Annotated in this window: 18 protein-coding genes, 1 pseudogene and 1 riboswitch; of the genes and pseudogenes, 9 read left to right on the forward strand and 10 right to left on the reverse strand. The window is 60.4% G+C overall.

The features are described 5' to 3' along the window. Positions 1-52: 52 nt before the first annotated feature. Both CYD26_RS04035 and upp read right to left on the reverse strand, forming a co-directional pair. A complete protein-coding gene (locus CYD26_RS04035; RefSeq protein ID WP_065761019.1) occupies positions 53-1,327 on the reverse strand; it encodes a uracil-xanthine permease family protein in 1,275 nt (424 codons plus the stop codon). Positions 1,328-1,329: 2 nt separating this feature from the next. Then, a complete protein-coding gene (gene upp / locus CYD26_RS04040; RefSeq protein ID WP_065761020.1) occupies positions 1,330-1,968 on the reverse strand; it encodes a uracil phosphoribosyltransferase in 639 nt (212 codons plus the stop codon). A gap of 162 nt (positions 1,969-2,130) precedes the next feature. Here upp and CYD26_RS04045 point away from each other — a divergent pair, with 162 nt between their 5' ends. The 3 genes from CYD26_RS04045 to CYD26_RS04055 all read left to right on the forward strand — a co-directional run bounded on the left by CYD26_RS04045 (position 2,131) and on the right by CYD26_RS04055 (position 3,636). Next, entirely contained in the window at positions 2,131-2,688 is a 558-nt protein-coding gene (locus CYD26_RS04045; protein WP_065761021.1) for a hypoxanthine-guanine phosphoribosyltransferase, read from the forward strand. A 123-nt stretch (positions 2,689-2,811) separates the two neighbouring features. Next, complete coding sequence (locus tag CYD26_RS04050; protein ID WP_065761022.1) at positions 2,812-3,279, forward strand: hypothetical protein; 468 nt, start codon at positions 2,812-2,814, stop codon at positions 3,277-3,279. Positions 3,280-3,348: 69 nt separating this feature from the next. Further along, entirely contained in the window at positions 3,349-3,636 is a 288-nt protein-coding gene (locus tag CYD26_RS04055; protein WP_102051843.1) for a PA4642 family protein, read from the forward strand. A 54-nt stretch (positions 3,637-3,690) separates the two neighbouring features. Here the strand turns inward: CYD26_RS04055 and mqo are convergent, their stop codons facing one another. Both mqo and CYD26_RS04065 read right to left on the reverse strand, forming a co-directional pair. Beyond that, positions 3,691-5,196 (reverse strand): malate dehydrogenase (quinone), encoded by a 1,506-nt coding sequence (gene mqo / locus CYD26_RS04060; RefSeq protein ID WP_065761023.1) that lies wholly within the window; start codon positions 5,194-5,196, stop codon positions 3,691-3,693. A 605-nt stretch (positions 5,197-5,801) separates the two neighbouring features. Further along, entirely contained in the window at positions 5,802-6,035 is a 234-nt protein-coding gene (locus tag CYD26_RS04065; RefSeq protein ID WP_102051844.1) for a hypothetical protein, read from the reverse strand. A gap of 172 nt (positions 6,036-6,207) precedes the next feature. On the opposite strand from CYD26_RS04065, the gene CYD26_RS04070 reads away from it, so the two are divergent. After that, positions 6,208-6,792, forward strand: a complete 585-nt coding sequence (locus CYD26_RS04070) for a YajG family lipoprotein (protein WP_065761025.1) — start codon at positions 6,208-6,210, stop codon at positions 6,790-6,792. Between the two features lie 69 nt (positions 6,793-6,861). Here CYD26_RS04070 and CYD26_RS04075 read toward each other — a convergent pair whose 3' ends face one another. After that, positions 6,862-7,068 carry a hypothetical protein gene (locus CYD26_RS04075; RefSeq protein ID WP_102051845.1) on the reverse strand — a complete coding sequence of 69 codons (207 nt, stop codon included), beginning with the start codon at positions 7,066-7,068 and terminating at the stop codon, positions 6,862-6,864. A gap of 161 nt (positions 7,069-7,229) precedes the next feature. Between CYD26_RS04075 and CYD26_RS04080 the strand changes: the two genes are divergently transcribed. Next, positions 7,230-7,490 (forward strand): hypothetical protein, encoded by a 261-nt coding sequence (locus tag CYD26_RS04080; RefSeq protein WP_065761027.1) that lies wholly within the window; start codon positions 7,230-7,232, stop codon positions 7,488-7,490. Positions 7,491-7,589: 99 nt separating this feature from the next. Here CYD26_RS04080 and CYD26_RS04085 read toward each other — a convergent pair whose 3' ends face one another. Continuing rightward, positions 7,590-8,756 carry a 1-acyl-sn-glycerol-3-phosphate acyltransferase gene (locus CYD26_RS04085; protein WP_102051846.1) on the reverse strand — a complete coding sequence of 389 codons (1,167 nt, stop codon included), beginning with the start codon at positions 8,754-8,756 and terminating at the stop codon, positions 7,590-7,592. A gap of 122 nt (positions 8,757-8,878) precedes the next feature. On the opposite strand from CYD26_RS04085, the gene CYD26_RS04090 reads away from it, so the two are divergent. Genes CYD26_RS04090 through CYD26_RS04100 form a run of 3 tightly spaced genes read left to right on the forward strand, consistent with a single transcriptional unit; the run spans position 8,879 to position 9,954 of the window. Next, positions 8,879-9,061 carry a CPXCG motif-containing cysteine-rich protein gene (locus CYD26_RS04090; protein WP_065759153.1) on the forward strand — a complete coding sequence of 61 codons (183 nt, stop codon included), beginning with the start codon at positions 8,879-8,881 and terminating at the stop codon, positions 9,059-9,061. Next, positions 9,061-9,321: a DUF2007 domain-containing protein gene (locus CYD26_RS04095; RefSeq protein WP_102051847.1), complete on the forward strand. Its 261-nt coding sequence runs from the start codon at positions 9,061-9,063 to the stop codon at positions 9,319-9,321. Before CYD26_RS04090 ends, CYD26_RS04095 begins: the two co-directional genes overlap by 1 nt. A gap of 12 nt (positions 9,322-9,333) precedes the next feature. Continuing rightward, positions 9,334-9,954 carry an SOS response-associated peptidase gene (locus CYD26_RS04100; protein ID WP_065759151.1) on the forward strand — a complete coding sequence of 207 codons (621 nt, stop codon included), beginning with the start codon at positions 9,334-9,336 and terminating at the stop codon, positions 9,952-9,954. Between the two features lie 54 nt (positions 9,955-10,008). Here CYD26_RS04100 and CYD26_RS25785 read toward each other — a convergent pair whose 3' ends face one another. Both CYD26_RS25785 and CYD26_RS25790 read right to left on the reverse strand, forming a co-directional pair. Next, positions 10,009-10,851, reverse strand: coding sequence for a methyl-accepting chemotaxis protein (locus CYD26_RS25785; protein ID WP_371917185.1), 843 nt, complete (start codon positions 10,849-10,851; stop codon positions 10,009-10,011). A 12-nt stretch (positions 10,852-10,863) separates the two neighbouring features. After that, a pseudogene (locus tag CYD26_RS25790) lies at positions 10,864-12,150 on the reverse strand (HAMP domain-containing protein); the annotation flags it as partial. A 154-nt stretch (positions 12,151-12,304) separates the two neighbouring features. Here CYD26_RS25790 and CYD26_RS04110 point away from each other — a divergent pair. Further along, the gene (locus CYD26_RS04110) at positions 12,305-13,123 is read left to right on the forward strand and encodes a M48 family metallopeptidase (RefSeq protein ID WP_065759149.1); all 819 of its coding nucleotides are present in this window, start codon (positions 12,305-12,307) and stop codon (positions 13,121-13,123) included. A gap of 78 nt (positions 13,124-13,201) precedes the next feature. Here CYD26_RS04110 and CYD26_RS04115 read toward each other — a convergent pair whose 3' ends face one another. Both CYD26_RS04115 and CYD26_RS04120 read right to left on the reverse strand, forming a co-directional pair. Further along, complete coding sequence (locus tag CYD26_RS04115) at positions 13,202-13,789, reverse strand: TMEM165/GDT1 family protein (protein ID WP_065759148.1); 588 nt, start codon at positions 13,787-13,789, stop codon at positions 13,202-13,204. 88 nt (positions 13,790-13,877) lie between these two features. Beyond that, a riboswitch (yybP-ykoY riboswitch) is annotated at positions 13,878-13,996 on the reverse strand. 38 nt (positions 13,997-14,034) lie between these two features. After that, a complete protein-coding gene (locus tag CYD26_RS04120; protein ID WP_102051848.1) occupies positions 14,035-15,033 on the reverse strand; it encodes a class I SAM-dependent methyltransferase in 999 nt (332 codons plus the stop codon). Between the last annotated feature and the right edge of the window lie 41 nt (positions 15,034-15,074).

Here is a 15,074-nt window from a genome sequence, read left to right on the forward strand (position 1 = left end):
GGCTGCAGGAGCCAGCACGGCTGGCTCCTGCAGGATCAAGCACCCGGTGTAATCAAGGCAACTGATCGTCCAGCGCCTTGTTCTTCCAGCTGTCGTTGCCCGGCAGCAACAGGTTCAGGCCGATGGCAACCACGGCGCACAAGGCAATACCTTTGAGGCCCCAGTCGCCAGGGCCGGTGCCGCTGCCAATCAATACGCCGCCAATACCAAACACCAGTGTCACCGAAACGATCACCAGGTTACGGGCCTCGCTCAGATCGATCTTGTGCCGGATCATGGTGTTCATCCCCACCGCGGCAATCGAACCGAACAGCAGGCAGAGGATGCCACCCATTACCGGTACCGGGATGCTCTGCAGCAGTGCGCCGAACTTGCCGATGAAGGCCAGGCCAATGGCGAAAATCGCCGCCCAGGTCATGATCTTCGGGTTGTAGTTCTTGGTCAGCATCACTGCGCCGGTGACTTCGGCATAGGTGGTGTTGGGCGGGCCGCCAAACAGGCCGGCTGTGGTGGTGGCGATGCCGTCACCGAGCAGGGTGCGGTGCAGGCCCGGCGTTTTCAGGTAGTCGCGACCGGTCACGCTACCGACGGCTATGACCCCGCCAATATGTTCGATCGCCGGCGCCAAGGCCACCGGAACGATGAACAGGATGGCTTGCCAGTTGAATGCAGGTGCGGTGAAGTGCGGCAGTGCCAGCCATGGGGCCGCCGCGATCTTGGCCGTGTCGACCACGCCAAACACGAAGGCGAGGGCGAAGCCCACCAGCACGCCAGCGATGATCGGTACCAGGCGGAAGATGCCCTTGCCGAACACGGCGACGATCAGGGTGGTCAGCAGCGCCGGCATGGAGATCAGCATCGCCGTGCTGTAGGGAATCAGCTCAGTGCCGTCACCGGCCTTGCCCATTGCCATGTTGGCGGCAATCGGCGCCATGGCCAGGCCGATCGAAATGATCACCGGACCAATCACTACCGGCGGCAGCAGGCGGTCGATAAAACCGGTGCCCTTGATCTTCACGGCCAGGCCGAGGAAGGTATAGACGAAGCCGGCAGCCATTACCCCGCCCATGGTTTCGGCCAGGCCGAACTGGCCCTTGGCGAGGATGATCGGGGTGATGAAGGCGAAACTGGAGGCCAGGAACACCGGAACCTGACGCCCCGTGACCACCTGGAACAGCAGCGTTCCGAGACCCGCGGTAAACAGTGCCACGTTCGGGTCGAGGCCGGTGATCAGAGGCATCAGCACTAGCGCGCCAAAGGCGACGAAGAGCATCTGCGCACCGGAGACGACCTGACGCCAAAGCGGGTCGTTGAACTCATCCTGCATGCTCAGGCGTCCTTCTGCTTGGTACCGAAGATCTTGTCTCCGGCGTCGCCCAGCCCTGGGATGATATAGCCGTCTTCATTGAGGCGTTGGTCGATCGACGCGGTGTAGATCTGTACGTCGGGGTGGGCCTTCTCGACCGCTGCGATACCTTCGGGGGCAGCGACCAGGACCATGGCGCGGATGTCCTTGCAGCCAGCCTTTTTCAGCAGGTCGATGGTGGCAACCATCGAGCCGCCAGTGGCCAGCATCGGGTCGATGATCATTGCCAGGCGCTCGTCGATTTCCGGCACGAGCTTTTCAAGGTAGGTGTGTGCTTCGAGGGTTTCCTCGTTGCGGGCAACACCAACGGCGCTCACCTTGGCGCCTGGGATCAGGCTGAGCACGCCATCGAGCATGCCAATGCCGGCACGCAGGATCGGTACGACGGTGATCTTCTTGCCGGCAATTTTTTCGACCTGGACAGTACCGCACCAACCTTCGATGTCGTAGTTCTCCAGGGGCAGGTCCTTGGTCGCCTCGTAGGTCAGGAGTGCGCCGACTTCCTGGGCGAGTTCGCGAAAATTCTTCGTGCTGATATCGGCACGGCGCATGAGGCCGAGCTTGTGGCGGATCAGCGGATGGCGGATCTCACGGGTAGGCATAGGAAATGGCTCCGGGGGCGGGCAAAAAAACCGCGCTAGATTAATCTATTCGCTTCAGGTGTCCTATAGGTTATCAGGACGTTAGTCCAGAAATGCTTGATCTGATGCCCGTGGGTGCGTACCTTTGCCCGCTTTTCTCAATTGCCGCCCCTGGAGAGCGCCATGTCCGCTGATCTCGAGCACATCCGTCAAGTCATGCGCGAGGCTGACTGCCTGTACACCGAAGCTGAAGTCGAAGCAGCGATTGCCCGCGTGGGTACGCAGATCTGCGCAGACCTGGCCGATAGCAATCCAGTCGTGTTCTGTGTCATGAACGGCGGCCTGATTTTCGCTGGCAAGTTGCTGACACACCTGAACTTCCCGTTGGAGGCGTCGTACCTGCACGCCACCCGCTACCGTAACCAGACCAGCGGCGGCGATCTTTTCTGGAAAGCCAAGCCGGAAGTCTCGTTCATTGACCGCGACGTGCTGATCATCGACGACATCCTCGATGAAGGGCATACCCTCAGCGCCATCATCGACTTCTGCAAGCATGCCGGCGCGCGCACTGTGCACACCGCTGTGCTGATCGACAAAGACCACGACCGCAAGGCCAGTCCGGACCTGAAGGCTGACTATGTCGGCCTGGGCTGTATTGACCGTTACATTTTCGGTTACGGCATGGACTACAAAGGTTACTGGCGCAACGCAGCCGGTATCTACGCGGTCAAAGGGCTGTAAGGCCCGCAACGCCCTTGTTGCCGACAAGGTCGGCGCCTTGCAGCATCTCATGTTGCAGGTGCCAGCCTTGCCGACGATGGGGGCATCCGCCACACTGCAAGGCCATCCGCGAAGGAGCCTGCCGTGCGCCTGTTTATCCCCCTCCTGTTAGCACTGAGCCTCCCTGTCGCCGCTGCGCCATTGCACAGCCAGTTCTTGCCACCTGATGACCTTTCCCTGCGCCAGGAAAAGCCTGAGTCTCAGCAACTGATGCAGGTCACCGACTATTCCGTGGTGGTGGGCAATCAGCGCCAATCAAATCAGCAACCGATCCCGGTGACATCGCCTCTGGTGTTGCGCTTGAAAGGCAAGCCGCTGAGCAAGGGGGCGACCATCAGCCAGGTCGTGATCAGCTTCGATGCTGAAAGCAAAAGCTTGAAGAAACCGGCGTTTGACGACAAGTCGCGCACGCTGACGCTCAACTACCCCCTTGCCCAGTATCGGGTCATTCTTGATTTGCTACGCAACGATACGGTGTATGTGCAATTTTTGACCTATGCCAACGGCCACATCTGGGCGGACCTGCACACGGGAACCGTACGCACGCGTTGAGGCGCGAGGTGGCCCGGGGGTAAACTGCCGACCCCTGAAATGTTCGTGATGGTTCAGCTGGAGTCGGCAATGCGTAAAGACAAGAAACAGGTAATTGGTGATGAGATCGGCGACGCGCAGATCAAGTTGTTCCTCGATTTCGAGCCGGCCGATGCCACTTCGCCGTCGCTGCACAAGCTGATCAAGGCTTATCGCGGTCTGCGGGTCGACGACTTCGAGCGTTTTGTCGGTTTCTTTGTTGAGGCCGGCCTGGATCTCGATGGCAAGGATGAGCAGGGCAATACCTTTGCCACGCTGATCAAGGACCAGCGTAACGCTGCCGACTACATCGAGATCATCGAGAAAGCGCGCGGCTGAGTTTGCCAGGCCCATAAAAAAACGCCCCGAAGGGCGTTTTTTTATGGCTGCAGATCAAGCGTAGTTCTGAGTCGGGCTGGGCTCTGCCAGTTGCAGTGCCTCGTCGTTGTACGCGCTGATTTTGCGGTACAGCGCAGCATCGGCCGCCAGAACCTTTTCCCGTGCCGGGAAAATTTCCTTGAGCTTGGCCGCCCAGGCGCCTTTGGCTTGCTCAGGGAAGCAGCGTTCGATCAGTTCAAGCATGATCGACACGGTTACCGAAGCACCTGGCGATGCGCCCAGCAGGGCAGCAAGGGAGCCGTCTTTGGCTGCGACCAGTTCGGTACCGAACTGCAGAACGCCGCCTTTTTTCGGGTCTTTCTTGATGATCTGCACGCGTTGCCCAGCCACTTCCAGGCGCCAGTCTTGCGCCTTGGCTTCTGGGTAGAAGCGACGCAGCGACTCTAGGCGTTGCTCCATCGACTGCATCACTTCGCTGACCAGGTAGCGGGTCAGGTCCATGTTGTCGCGGGCAACGGCGAGCATTGGGCCAATGTTACCCAAGCGTACTGACAGCGGCAGGTCAAGGAACGAGCCGTGCTTGAGGAACTTGGTGGTGAAGCCGGCATACGGCCCGAACAGCAGGGACGTCTTGCCGTCGACAACACGGGTATCCAGGTGCGGAACCGACATCGGTGGCGCGCCGACCGACGCCTGGCTGTAAACCTTGGCCTGGTGCTGTTTGACGATTTCCGGGTTGTCGCAACGCAGCCACTGGCCGCTGACCGGGAAGCCGCCGAAGCCCTTGCTCTCTTCGATGCCCGACATCTGCAGCAACGGCAGGGCCGCGCCACCGGCGCCAAGGAAGACGAAGCGAGCATCAACTTCACGGCTGCTGCCGCTGTTGACGTCCTTGATGCTGACGGTCCAGCCGCTGCCGTTACGACGCAGGCCGGTGACCTTCTTGCTGTACTTGACCTGTGCATCGGGTGCATTGGCCAGGTGCTTGAGCAACTTGTTGGTCAGGGCGCCGAAGTTGACGTCGGTACCCTTGACGACGCGGGTAGCGGCGATGCGCTGGTCGGCCGGACGGCCTGGCATCATCAGCGGCATCCACTCCTTCATCACCGCTTTGTCTTCGGTGTACTCCATGTCGGCGAACGCATGGTGCTGCTTGAGCAGCTCATAGCGCTTCTTGAGGAAGGCAATGCCTTTCTCACCCTCGACATAGCTCAGGTGTGGAATCGGGTTGATGAATGCCCGCGTTGAGTTGAAAGCACCCTTTTTGCTCAGGTACGCCCAGAACTGACGGGAGACCTCGAACTGGGTGTTGATGTGTACAGCCTTCTTGATATCAATGCTGCCGTCGGCAGCTTGAGGCGTGTAGTTCAGTTCACACAGCCCGGCATGGCCGGTACCGGCGTTGTTCCACGGGTTGGAACTTTCCGCGGCACCCGAATCCATCAACTCGACGACTTCCAGCTTGACTGCCGGGTCGAGTTCCTTGAGCAGTACGGCCAAGGTGGCACTCATGATGCCTGCCCCTACCAGTACCACATCGACTGCTTCGTTCTGCGCCATTAACGCGTCTCCAAAATCTTCAGCACCAAATTGACAGCATGGGATCCCTGGGTAAGCCAGGATCGCCATGTCCGATTCTTCGCAGGTTTTGCAACTTCAGCGGACACCACCAACGGGGCTTTGCGTTACCTATGAACGCATTTTAGTACCCGTGCGGCAATTCGACTTATGGTCAAGGTATCCGTCGTGCGTTATGGACCGGCCTCAGTCGCCCACCTTGGATGAGCGCTGTTGCCAGCTGTTTGGGGCTTGTTGGGACACTGCTGGTGCTTTTGCACATGCCAGACTGTTCATTTTGCTCGCCACACTCTTGTGAAGTTGTGAAACCCGTTTTTTCACGCTCTTTTGGAGACGTGAACCTCAAAATGGGCTGCGCGATGGCAGACCCGGCAGGTTCTGTGCAGAGCAAGGGTCGAATGAATCAGACTCACTGGCTGGTGCAAGACCTGTGTGGAAGGCTCTCTGTGGGCGGTGCGGAGGGTGCCAACAGTTGGTATTGGCGGTGCTGCGAGGCCCGATCAGGAGACGTCCTTATAATCGGGGGGAGATTATAACGAGGTCTTCGGCAGAAACGACCTTTTTAGCGACATTTCTTGAACCTGTCGTCAGGCGGCGAGTGTTCGCTGAGGGCGGGAGCTCATTGAGCGGGCCATTACTTTGGCACTGGTCGGCAAGGGGCGTTTCAGCCAATGTAGCCGAATTTCGTTGATCTCCACCCAGTGGCCGTCAATTGGTGCGTCGGTGCAGTGTTTGAAAGCCTGGCACAGCCCTGCGCCATCGAGTCGGGCAAAGTAGCGTTGGGGTTGGCGTTTGAACAGCAGGGCCCAGAGGGAATTCATGGCAGCGTACCTGTTATGACTGCATCAAGCATAACCCCCAGCAGATGACAGGGTGTTGACAGCGAACCGCTGTCCGTTCTCACGGTCTGATTCGCCAGTGGCCAGCCGATGGCTGCTACCGTCGGTGCTGGTTATACTGATGCCCTTTGTTGCTATTCCTGGAGAGATGCGCATGTTGCACCGTCTGTTGTTCGGTTTGATCGCTGTGACCAGTCTGACCCTGGTCGGTTGTGCCCACAGCCCGCAACAACTTAGCCCGCAACCGAAACTCACCGCCCAGCTTGCACCGGTTGGCCATGGTCAACCGGTCGTGGTACGCGTGGTTGATGGTCGTGCTTCGCAGACCTTGGGCACCCGGGGGGGTCTGTACCCTGAAACCAGCGCAATCACGGTTTCCGGTAACGATATCCAGCCAAAATTGCAGGCTCAGGCCGAAGCTGCCGTGCGTTTGCTGGGCTTCACCCCTTCGCCGAATGCCTATAACGCGCCACAGTTGACCGTGACGCTGGTCGAGCTGAAGTATCAGTCGCCCAAAGAAGGCCTGTATGTCACCGAGGCCACCATTGGCGCTACCTTCCGCGCTGATGTCGCCAATGCCAACCGTCGATACAGTGGCCGCTATGGGGCATCCCTCGACCAGCGTTTCGGCATGGCGCCGAATCAGGACACCAATACCCAACTGGTGAGTGATGTGCTCAGCGATGCGCTGACCCGTTTGTTCAAAGACCCGACTGTCGGTCAGGTCCTGGGCGAATAACCCGACGCGTGTTCAGCAAAAAGCCCGCTACCGGGTATCAGGTAGCGGGCTTTTTTGTACCCGCAGGCATCAGGCCGCTTCGACGTAGAAGTCCAGCATGCTGATACTGGTCTGGCTGTCGACTTCGGGCAGGTGCTCATGCGCATGACCGCCCAGCGCGCAGTACACCAGCCACTGACGGTCCTGAACGTTGAACGCAAGGCCGTCGATCAGCGCCTGCTGTTCATCGCTCTGGGCGATCAGGTAGAGGCGATCCTGGTTTTCGGCGTGCAGCATGACGAAGCTCCGTGTCTTTTCAACGGCCGATAGACTGGCCTGGCTGCATGACGATCGGATGACAGTGGGGCGGTCGTTTGTCGCAAAGCGCAGGACTGGAGCCAAGGCTTGGGTAGAATGCCGGGCTCTGGTTGTCCCGTTTCGCATTTATGAGGTTTTCGATGTCGCTGCAGATGCTCTGGGGGCTGATGGCCGCCCATCCCGCCAAGCTGATCAACGTGCTGGCGTTGCTACTGACCTGTCCGGGCAGCTTTTTGTTGCATGGTGCTCGACGTCGCGAGGCACGCGCACTGGCGGAGCGGCCTGCGGGTGAGGCGGTGCTCGATGTGACGACTGTGCGGGTCAATCGTTTCTATTACGCGCTGGGCTTTGCCTTCCTGGCAATGGCGCTGCTGCTGTCCTGGGTCAGCACCTGGGCCTGATTCAACCGTGCTCGCTCAGGGGCGCCTGACGCATCAGGGCTGAGCCTGCACGGCCTGTGCAGGCGCCCGGCGGTGCCGGCGCCTGCAGTTGGCGTGCGGTTAAAGCGCCAAGCCCGCCTTTAACCGGTACTGGTTACGTACCGGCGTCGCGTATTGCAGCACCAGATACGGCCGATGTTCGGCGGGGCAGGCGTCCAGTCGGCGCTGCCATTCGGCCTGCGCCTTGGCCAGTTCATCTGCCGCGAACAGCTCGGAGGCCTTTGGCACCTGCAGGCTCGGGTCGGCGTCGCTCCACTGGGCATAGGCCAGGTAGTGCGCCGGGAACAGGCGATAACCACCGAGAATCTGCCGGTCGATCGCCGCTGCCAACTGCTTGGTGTCTTCGTAAGCTTCGGTGATCGGCGCGGCGAAGTTGATGTGCACTCGGCCTTTGTAGCCGGTGATGCCCTGGGCAATGCTCAGGTCATCTTCGCCTGGTGCCTTGGTGTAGCTGCCGGTGGTGGCGCGAATGTAAAGCTCGCGGGCCTTGGCCAGGTCGCAGGGGTCGTATTCGTAGCTGATCGACACCGGGCTCAGGTTCAGCGAGCGAATCACCTCACCGAATGGCTCGTCCTTGCGGCTCATGTGGAACATCTTGAGGATCGCCGAATCGGTGCGATCATCGCCATCTTTCGCCCGGCCTTCGGCCTGGGCAATCCAGATCGACTGGCCGTCGGTACGGATCGAATGGTTGATGTAGGCCGAAAGCAGTTGATAGGCCGCCAGTTTCTCACGGCGGCCGGTCAACGAACGGTGCACGATGAAACTCTTGTTCAGGCGCATCATGTCGCTGACAAATGGCTTCTGCAGCAGGTTGTCACCGATGGCGATGCGCGGGGTTGGCAGGCCGGCATGGTACACGGCGTAGTTGACGAAGGCCGGGTCCATCACGATATCGCGGTGATTGGCCAGAAACAGGTAGGCCGTACCGGACTTGAGCCCCTCGACGCCGGTGTAGGTCACGCCGTCGGTAGCCCGTTCTATAGTGTGATCGACGTAGAACTCGACCTTGTCCTGCAAGGTTGATACGCAGGTAACCCCGGCGAATTCATGGCGCAGGCGGCGGGCGATCAGGGGCTTGAGCAGCCAGCCGAACGCGCCAGCCATGCGCGGGAAGCGAAAGTGGGTGAGGATATCGAGGAAAGCCGGGTCGCTGAGCAGGCGTGCCAGAACGGCAGGGACCTCAGCGTCGTTGTACGGTCGGATGGCATCGAATTCGCCCATCATGCTCTCTTGTTGGAAACGGCTAGGGTAATAGTAAGGCCTGGGTCTGAAAAAAACGGCTCAGACACGCAAAGGGCTTGTAAACAGACCGGTGATTATACGCACAAGTCACGCTGGAGGCCGCGATGCTGGAGACTGAGTTCCATGATTGTCCCTACTGTGGGGAGGAGTTTGAAGCGGTGCTCGATCTGTCGGGCGGCGATCAGGAGTATGTCGAGGACTGCCCCGTATGTTGTCGACCGATCGTGTTCATGCTGCAGGTTCACGATGGCGAGTGGATGCTCGATCTAAAACGCGAGGACGAGTGATGCAACGGATCTATGAGCCGGAGAATCTGCTTGAGGCTGAATTGCTCTTTGGCATGTTGGTCAGCGAAGGTATCGACGTGCACCTTGCGGGTCGCCACCTGCTGGGCGGTGTCGGCGAGCTTCCCATGCAGGGGCTGCTGGGTTTGACGGTGCCGGACGAGCAGGCAGAGCGCGCACGTCGGCTGATCGCCGAGTACAATGTTGCCCAACCCCTCGCGGGTGACGAACCGGAGAGCCTCCCCGGTATTCTGATTTGCTAGGTTGCCTGCCCCATGTGTGGACGTTACGCCCTGTTTCGCTGGTCTTCGGCCTTTGCCGCCTTGCCTGGCTTTCCCGCCGACCAGCAGGCGCAGTGGAACATTTCGCCCGGTGCGTCAGTGCTGATACAGCGCCGTGTCGACGGTAACCTGGAGCTTGCCAGGGCGCGTTGGGGGCTGACGCCGGCCTGGCTGACCGACCTGTCGCGCACACCGGCTCATGCGCGCGCCGAAACCCTGGCAGAGCAGCCAATGTTCCGCGACGCCTTCCGTTTGCGCCGTTGTCTGATGCCGGCCAACGGCTTTTACGAATGGCGCGGTTCAGTGCGCAAGCGGCCTTACTGGTTGACGCCGGGGGAAGGGGCTTCGCTATTCTTTGCGGCTGTCTGGGAAGCCTATCCGGTGCAGGAGCAGGTGTGGCTGAGCACGGCAGTGGTAACCCAGGCTGCGATGAGCCAGCGTCGGCCGCTCATTCTGGACGAGGCTGGCCAGGCTGCCTGGCTGAACCCCGAAACGCCGCTGGCCGAGCTGCATAGCCTGCTGGCCAGCCCTGCCGCGGCACTGCGTGAACGGGTGCTGGCGAACCTGGTCAATGACCCCAAGCTCAATGCGCCGGAGTGCCTGACGCCGGCGTAAGGCCGGCGCTAAAGCAGCACAGGCCCTCTGCGCAGGTGCCTGGTCGTCTGAGGCTCAGACCTTGAACTGGTTGATCAGCCGCCGCTGCTGTTCAGCCAGTTTGGTCAGTTCGGCGCTGGCGTTGCTGGACTCGTCCGCACCACCGGCGACCTCGTTGGCCACCTGGCCGATGTTGATCACGTTGCGGTTGATGTCTTCGGCCACCGCACTTTGTTCTTCCGCCGCGCTGGCGATCTGGTTGTTCATGTCGTTGATCACCGAAACGGCCTGGGTGATGCTCTCCAGCGCTTCGGCTGCCTTGGCTGCCTGTTGCACGCTGTCGTCGGTCTTGCCCTGGCTGTCTTCCATGACCTTGACGACATCGCGGGTGCCTTGCTGCAACTGCTGAATCATCTGCTGGATTTCTTCGGTGGCCTTCTGGGTTTTCTGTGCCAGGTTGCGTACTTCGTCGGCGACCACCGCAAAGCCGCGACCTTGCTCACCCGCACGGGCGGCTTCGATGGCTGCGTTCAGGGCCAGCAGGTTGGTCTGCTCGGCGATGGCGCGGATCGCCACCAGAATGGCGTTGATGTTCTCGCTGTCGCGGGCCAGGTTTTGCACGACCCCCACCGCACGGCCTATTTCATTGGCCAGTGCACTGATCGAGTTGGAGGTGCTGCGCACGATCTGCAGGCCTTCGTTGGCGGCCTGGTCGGCGCTGCTGGCGGCTTGGGCTGCATGGGTTGCGTTACGGGCCACGTCCTGCGCTGTGGCGGTCATTTCATGTACTGCCGTGGCTACCAGGTCGATTTCGGCCATTTGCTTGTGCACACCCTGGTTGGTGCGAATGGCGATATCGGCGGTGTGTTCAGAGGAGTCGCTGACTTTCTGTACCGAGCTGACCACCTGAGTGATCATTGCCTGCAGTTTACTCAGAAAGGTGTTGAAGCCTTTGGCAATGGCGCCGAGTTCGTCGCTGCGATCACTGGTCAGTCGCCGGGTCAGGTCACCTTCACCCTGAGCGATGTCGTTGAGCATGGCCACCATCTGCCGCAAGGGTCGTGCGATACCGTGGGCCAGCAGCCAGATCACCAACAGGCCGAGTGCGGCGATAGTCAGGCCGACCAGGGTCATTCCGGTGATATCAGTGGCCCGTTGTGCACTCAAGTCGCTCTGCAGCTTATCCAGCTCGGCCATCACCGCGCTGATTGGCAATTGCAGCATCAGGGTCCAGCGAGCGTCGGTATTGCCGATGCGAAACGGCAAGAACAGCTCGATCTGGCCGTTGCTACGGTCAATCTCGTAACGCAGGTTATCGCCGGTCAGGCTATTCAATGCCTGAGCTTTATTGGCGCCAAGCACATCGCTGGCTTTTTCGCCGAACTTGCTTTCGTCCTTGGTGTAGGCCACCAGGCGTCCGTTGCTGGACACCAGCGCGAGTTCACCGGCGCCATTGTAGAGTTGGCTGTCGGCGGCCTTGAGCATGTCCTGAATGAAGTTCACCGACAGGTCGGCACCCGCAATGCCCTGGAACTGACCGTCTACCATGATGGGCTCGATGAACGAAGCAAGCATGACCACCTTGTCACCCACCTTGTAGGGTGCAGGGTCGATGACACAGGCCTTTTTCGAGTCTTTCGAGCACAGGTAGTACTCGCTGGCGCGCACGCCCGTGGCTAGTTGTGTCGGGTCGTCGACATCGGCCAGTTTATCCACGCCCAGGCTACCGTCGTCGTTGCGGAACCACCAGGGCAGGAAGCGTCCGGTGGCGCTGTCGATGCCGATGATCGAGGTGCCGACGAAGCGCGCATCGTCGTGGTCCAGCGCGTTGGGCTCCCAGCCGAGATAGCTACCGAGGATCAGTGGGTTGCTTGCTACGGTCTGCTTGACCATGGCGATCAGTTGTTCACGCTCGATGTTCAGCAGAGGCTTACCCGTAGCGTCTTTCATGCCCAGCATGGCGTTGCTGGTCGCCAGGCTGCGGGCGATCAGCAGCGGCGCTTCGAGGCCGCGCTGAATCTGGCTGACCTGGGTGCTCGCCAGCGCTGTCAGGCGTTGTTCAATGACGGTTTCGAACTGCTGCTGGGTGCGGCTTTGTACCAGCGTCTGAGTCCGTGCGCCGGAAAACACGGCGTACAGCACCAGTGCAGCAACGATGCTCAACACGATGGCGCCAGCAAGGGCTGCCACGGAAAACTGGATCGACTTGAACTTCATCAGGGGCTCCGAGCACACGTAATGGCGTCTGCACCGCGTTATCGGCCCGAAGTGTGAAAAGCATGAGTGCCGTTCGTGAAATGTTCGCGAACGGCAATAGCGTAGTTATCCTAGTCGGCCTAGGATACGCAGCGTGTTTGAATGGAGTGTTTTCATGCGTAAGTTATTTGTAATGGGTGCCTTGAGTGCCAGCGTCCTGCTCAGTGGTTGCCAGGCAATCAATACCACCAGCGGCGGAGCGGTCGGTGTCGAGCGCAAGCAGTACATGTTCAGCATGCTCTCGACCGATGAAGTCAATCAGATGTACGCCCAGTCTTACCAGCAAACCCTCGGCGAAGCGTCGAGCCAAGGCGTGCTCGACAAGACCAGCAGCAATGCGCGCCGCGTTCAGGCCATCGCTGATCGCCTGATTGCCCAGGCACCACAGTTCCGTCCCGATGCTGCGCAGTGGAAGTGGGAAGTCAACCTGATCCAGAGTGACGAGCTCAACGCCAACTGCGGGCCTGGCGGCAAGATCATTTTCTACAGCGGCCTGATCGACAAGCTGAAACTCAGCGACGATGAAATTGCTGCGGTCATGGGCCATGAAATCGCTCACGCCCTGCGTGAACATGGACGTGAAGCCATGTCCAAGGCGTATGGCATTGAAATGGCCAAACAAGGTGCCGGCGCATTGCTCGGCCTGGGCCAGGACAGCATGGCGCTGGCCGATACCGTGGTGCAGTACAGCCTGACACTGCCCAATAGCCGCGACAATGAAAACGAAGCTGACCTGATTGGCCTGGAACTGGCCGCGCGAGCCGGTTACAACCCGAATGCCGCGATCACCTTGTGGAACAAGATGAACCAGGCGTCGGGTGGTGCATCGCAGCCTGAGTTCATGAGTACTCACCCGGCGTCCAGCAGCCGGATTGCTGCGCTGCAAGCGGCCATCCCGAAAGTGATGCCGCTGTACCAGCAAGCCAAGCGATAACGCCATACCCCTTGCAAGCAATGAACGCCGCGCCTCCTGGTTGAGGCGCGGCTCCATCCCCGAGCACAGGCGCTTGTGTCAGCTTATCCAGCCGCTGACTTGCATCGCCGAGTACACCGCTACTGCGGCCAGCACGAAGAAGGCTGCGGCTGCCAGGCGACGGATCAGCGTCAGTGGCAGTTTTTCGGCCGCAAAGTTGCCTGCCAGTACCACGGGCACGTTGGCAATCAGCATCCCCAGGGTCGTCCCTAGAATGACCAGGATCAGGTGAGGGTACTGGGCGGCCAGCATCACGGTGGCCACTTGGGTCTTGTCACCGATCTCGGCAATGAAGAATGCAATCAGCGTGGTCAGGAACGGGCCGAAGCGTCGTGCCGTGCTGCCTTCGTCATCGTCCATCTTGTCTGGAACCAGGGTCCACAGGGCAGTGGCGGCAAAGCAGGCTGCGAGGATCCAGTGCAAGGTCACGGCGGAGAAGAAACTGCTGACCCATGCACCCACCGCACCCGCGGCGGCGTGGTTGGCCAGGGTTGCGGCGATGATACCGGCAATGATTGGCCAGGGTTTACGGAAGCGAGCCGCAAGGATGAGCGCGAGCAGTTGGGTCTTGTCGCCAATTTCAGCGAGCGCGACGATTGCGGTTGGGACTAGCAATGATTCCAGCATCAGGATTCCTACGGGGGCGGGTCAACACGGCTATGACACGTACGACCTCCCCGCCCCGGGTAAGGTGTGCGTGTCATAGGTCTTGTCAAACCCTGGGCTCGCTTTGCGGGCCGTGGGTCGCACGCGCCATGGTCTGTGGACCAAGTATGTTGACGCGTACCGGGCGAGCAGGGCGCTCGCGGGAGACTACTCCCCTAGGACGGAGCGGATTCTGCCTAGGCCAAGCCGATTCGGCAAGTGCTGTTTTAACTGCGGGTTGCCTGGTAGATCCGAAAGCCCTGTGCTTCGATGCGCAGCTGGCAGTTACCCAGCGCAGCCTCGATCAGCGGTTGATAGCGCAGGAAGTTGTTGGCGACCAAGCGCAGTTCTCCACCTTTTTTCAGGTGTTTGGCTGATTTTTGCAGCAGGTTCTCCGATGTCTGGTAGTGAGTGTGCACCCCGGTATGGAACGGCGGATTGCTCAGGATCAGGTCCAGATTGTCGGGGGCGGCGTCGATACCGTCACCACAGATGACCTCACCGTCCAGGCCGTTGGCGGCCAGGGTCAGGCGGCTGCTCTCGACGGCGAAGGCATCCACGTCGAGCAGGGTCACCTGGCTCTGTGGATAACGGCGTTTGACCACTGCGCCGAGCACGCCGGCACCGCAACCGAAGTCCAGCACATGGCCGACCGGTAGCTGCTCCAGGTGTTCGAGCAGCAGTGCGCTGCCGCGGTCGAGCCGGCCATGGCTGAACACGCCCGGCAGGCTGACCACGGTCAATGGGCCTTCGGCCAGCGGCAACTCGAAACGTTGAGCCAGGCTGTGCAGGTTTGGCGCTTCAGGCACGTTATCGACGGTCACCTGCCACAGTTGGCAATGGCGAGCACTGTCGAGTTTGCGCGGTTTGCCGAAGGCCTGCAGTTGCTTGGCCGCGCCCTCGATGCCGCCGCGTTTTTCCCCCACCAGGTACAACTCGCGGCCCGCCAGGCGTGAGGCCAGCGCGTTGAGCAGGTAACTGGCCAATTCACGGGACTTGGGCAGAAACAGCACCGCCGCCTCGAATGGCTGGGGCGTGACCTCTACTCCAAAATGGCTGCGGCCGCTGAAGCGCGCCTGCAGCGCAGCCTGATCGCCAGCATGCCAGCTCCAGCCGTGGGCCGCAGGCAGTTGGCCGAGCAGGTCGTCGGCGGGCAAGCCGGCCAGCAACAGCGAACCCTGAAACAAGTCGGCCTGTCGAAGCAACACTTCACTGCGCGGGTCCATGGACGGCGGCTCCTGAAAAAGGGACGGAGTTTACCAGAAGC

Origin of the sequence: Pseudomonas sp. FFUP_PS_473 (assembly GCF_002858665.1) — a bacterium.
GTDB classification, from domain to species: Bacteria; Pseudomonadota; Gammaproteobacteria; order Pseudomonadales; family Pseudomonadaceae; genus Aquipseudomonas; species Aquipseudomonas defluvii.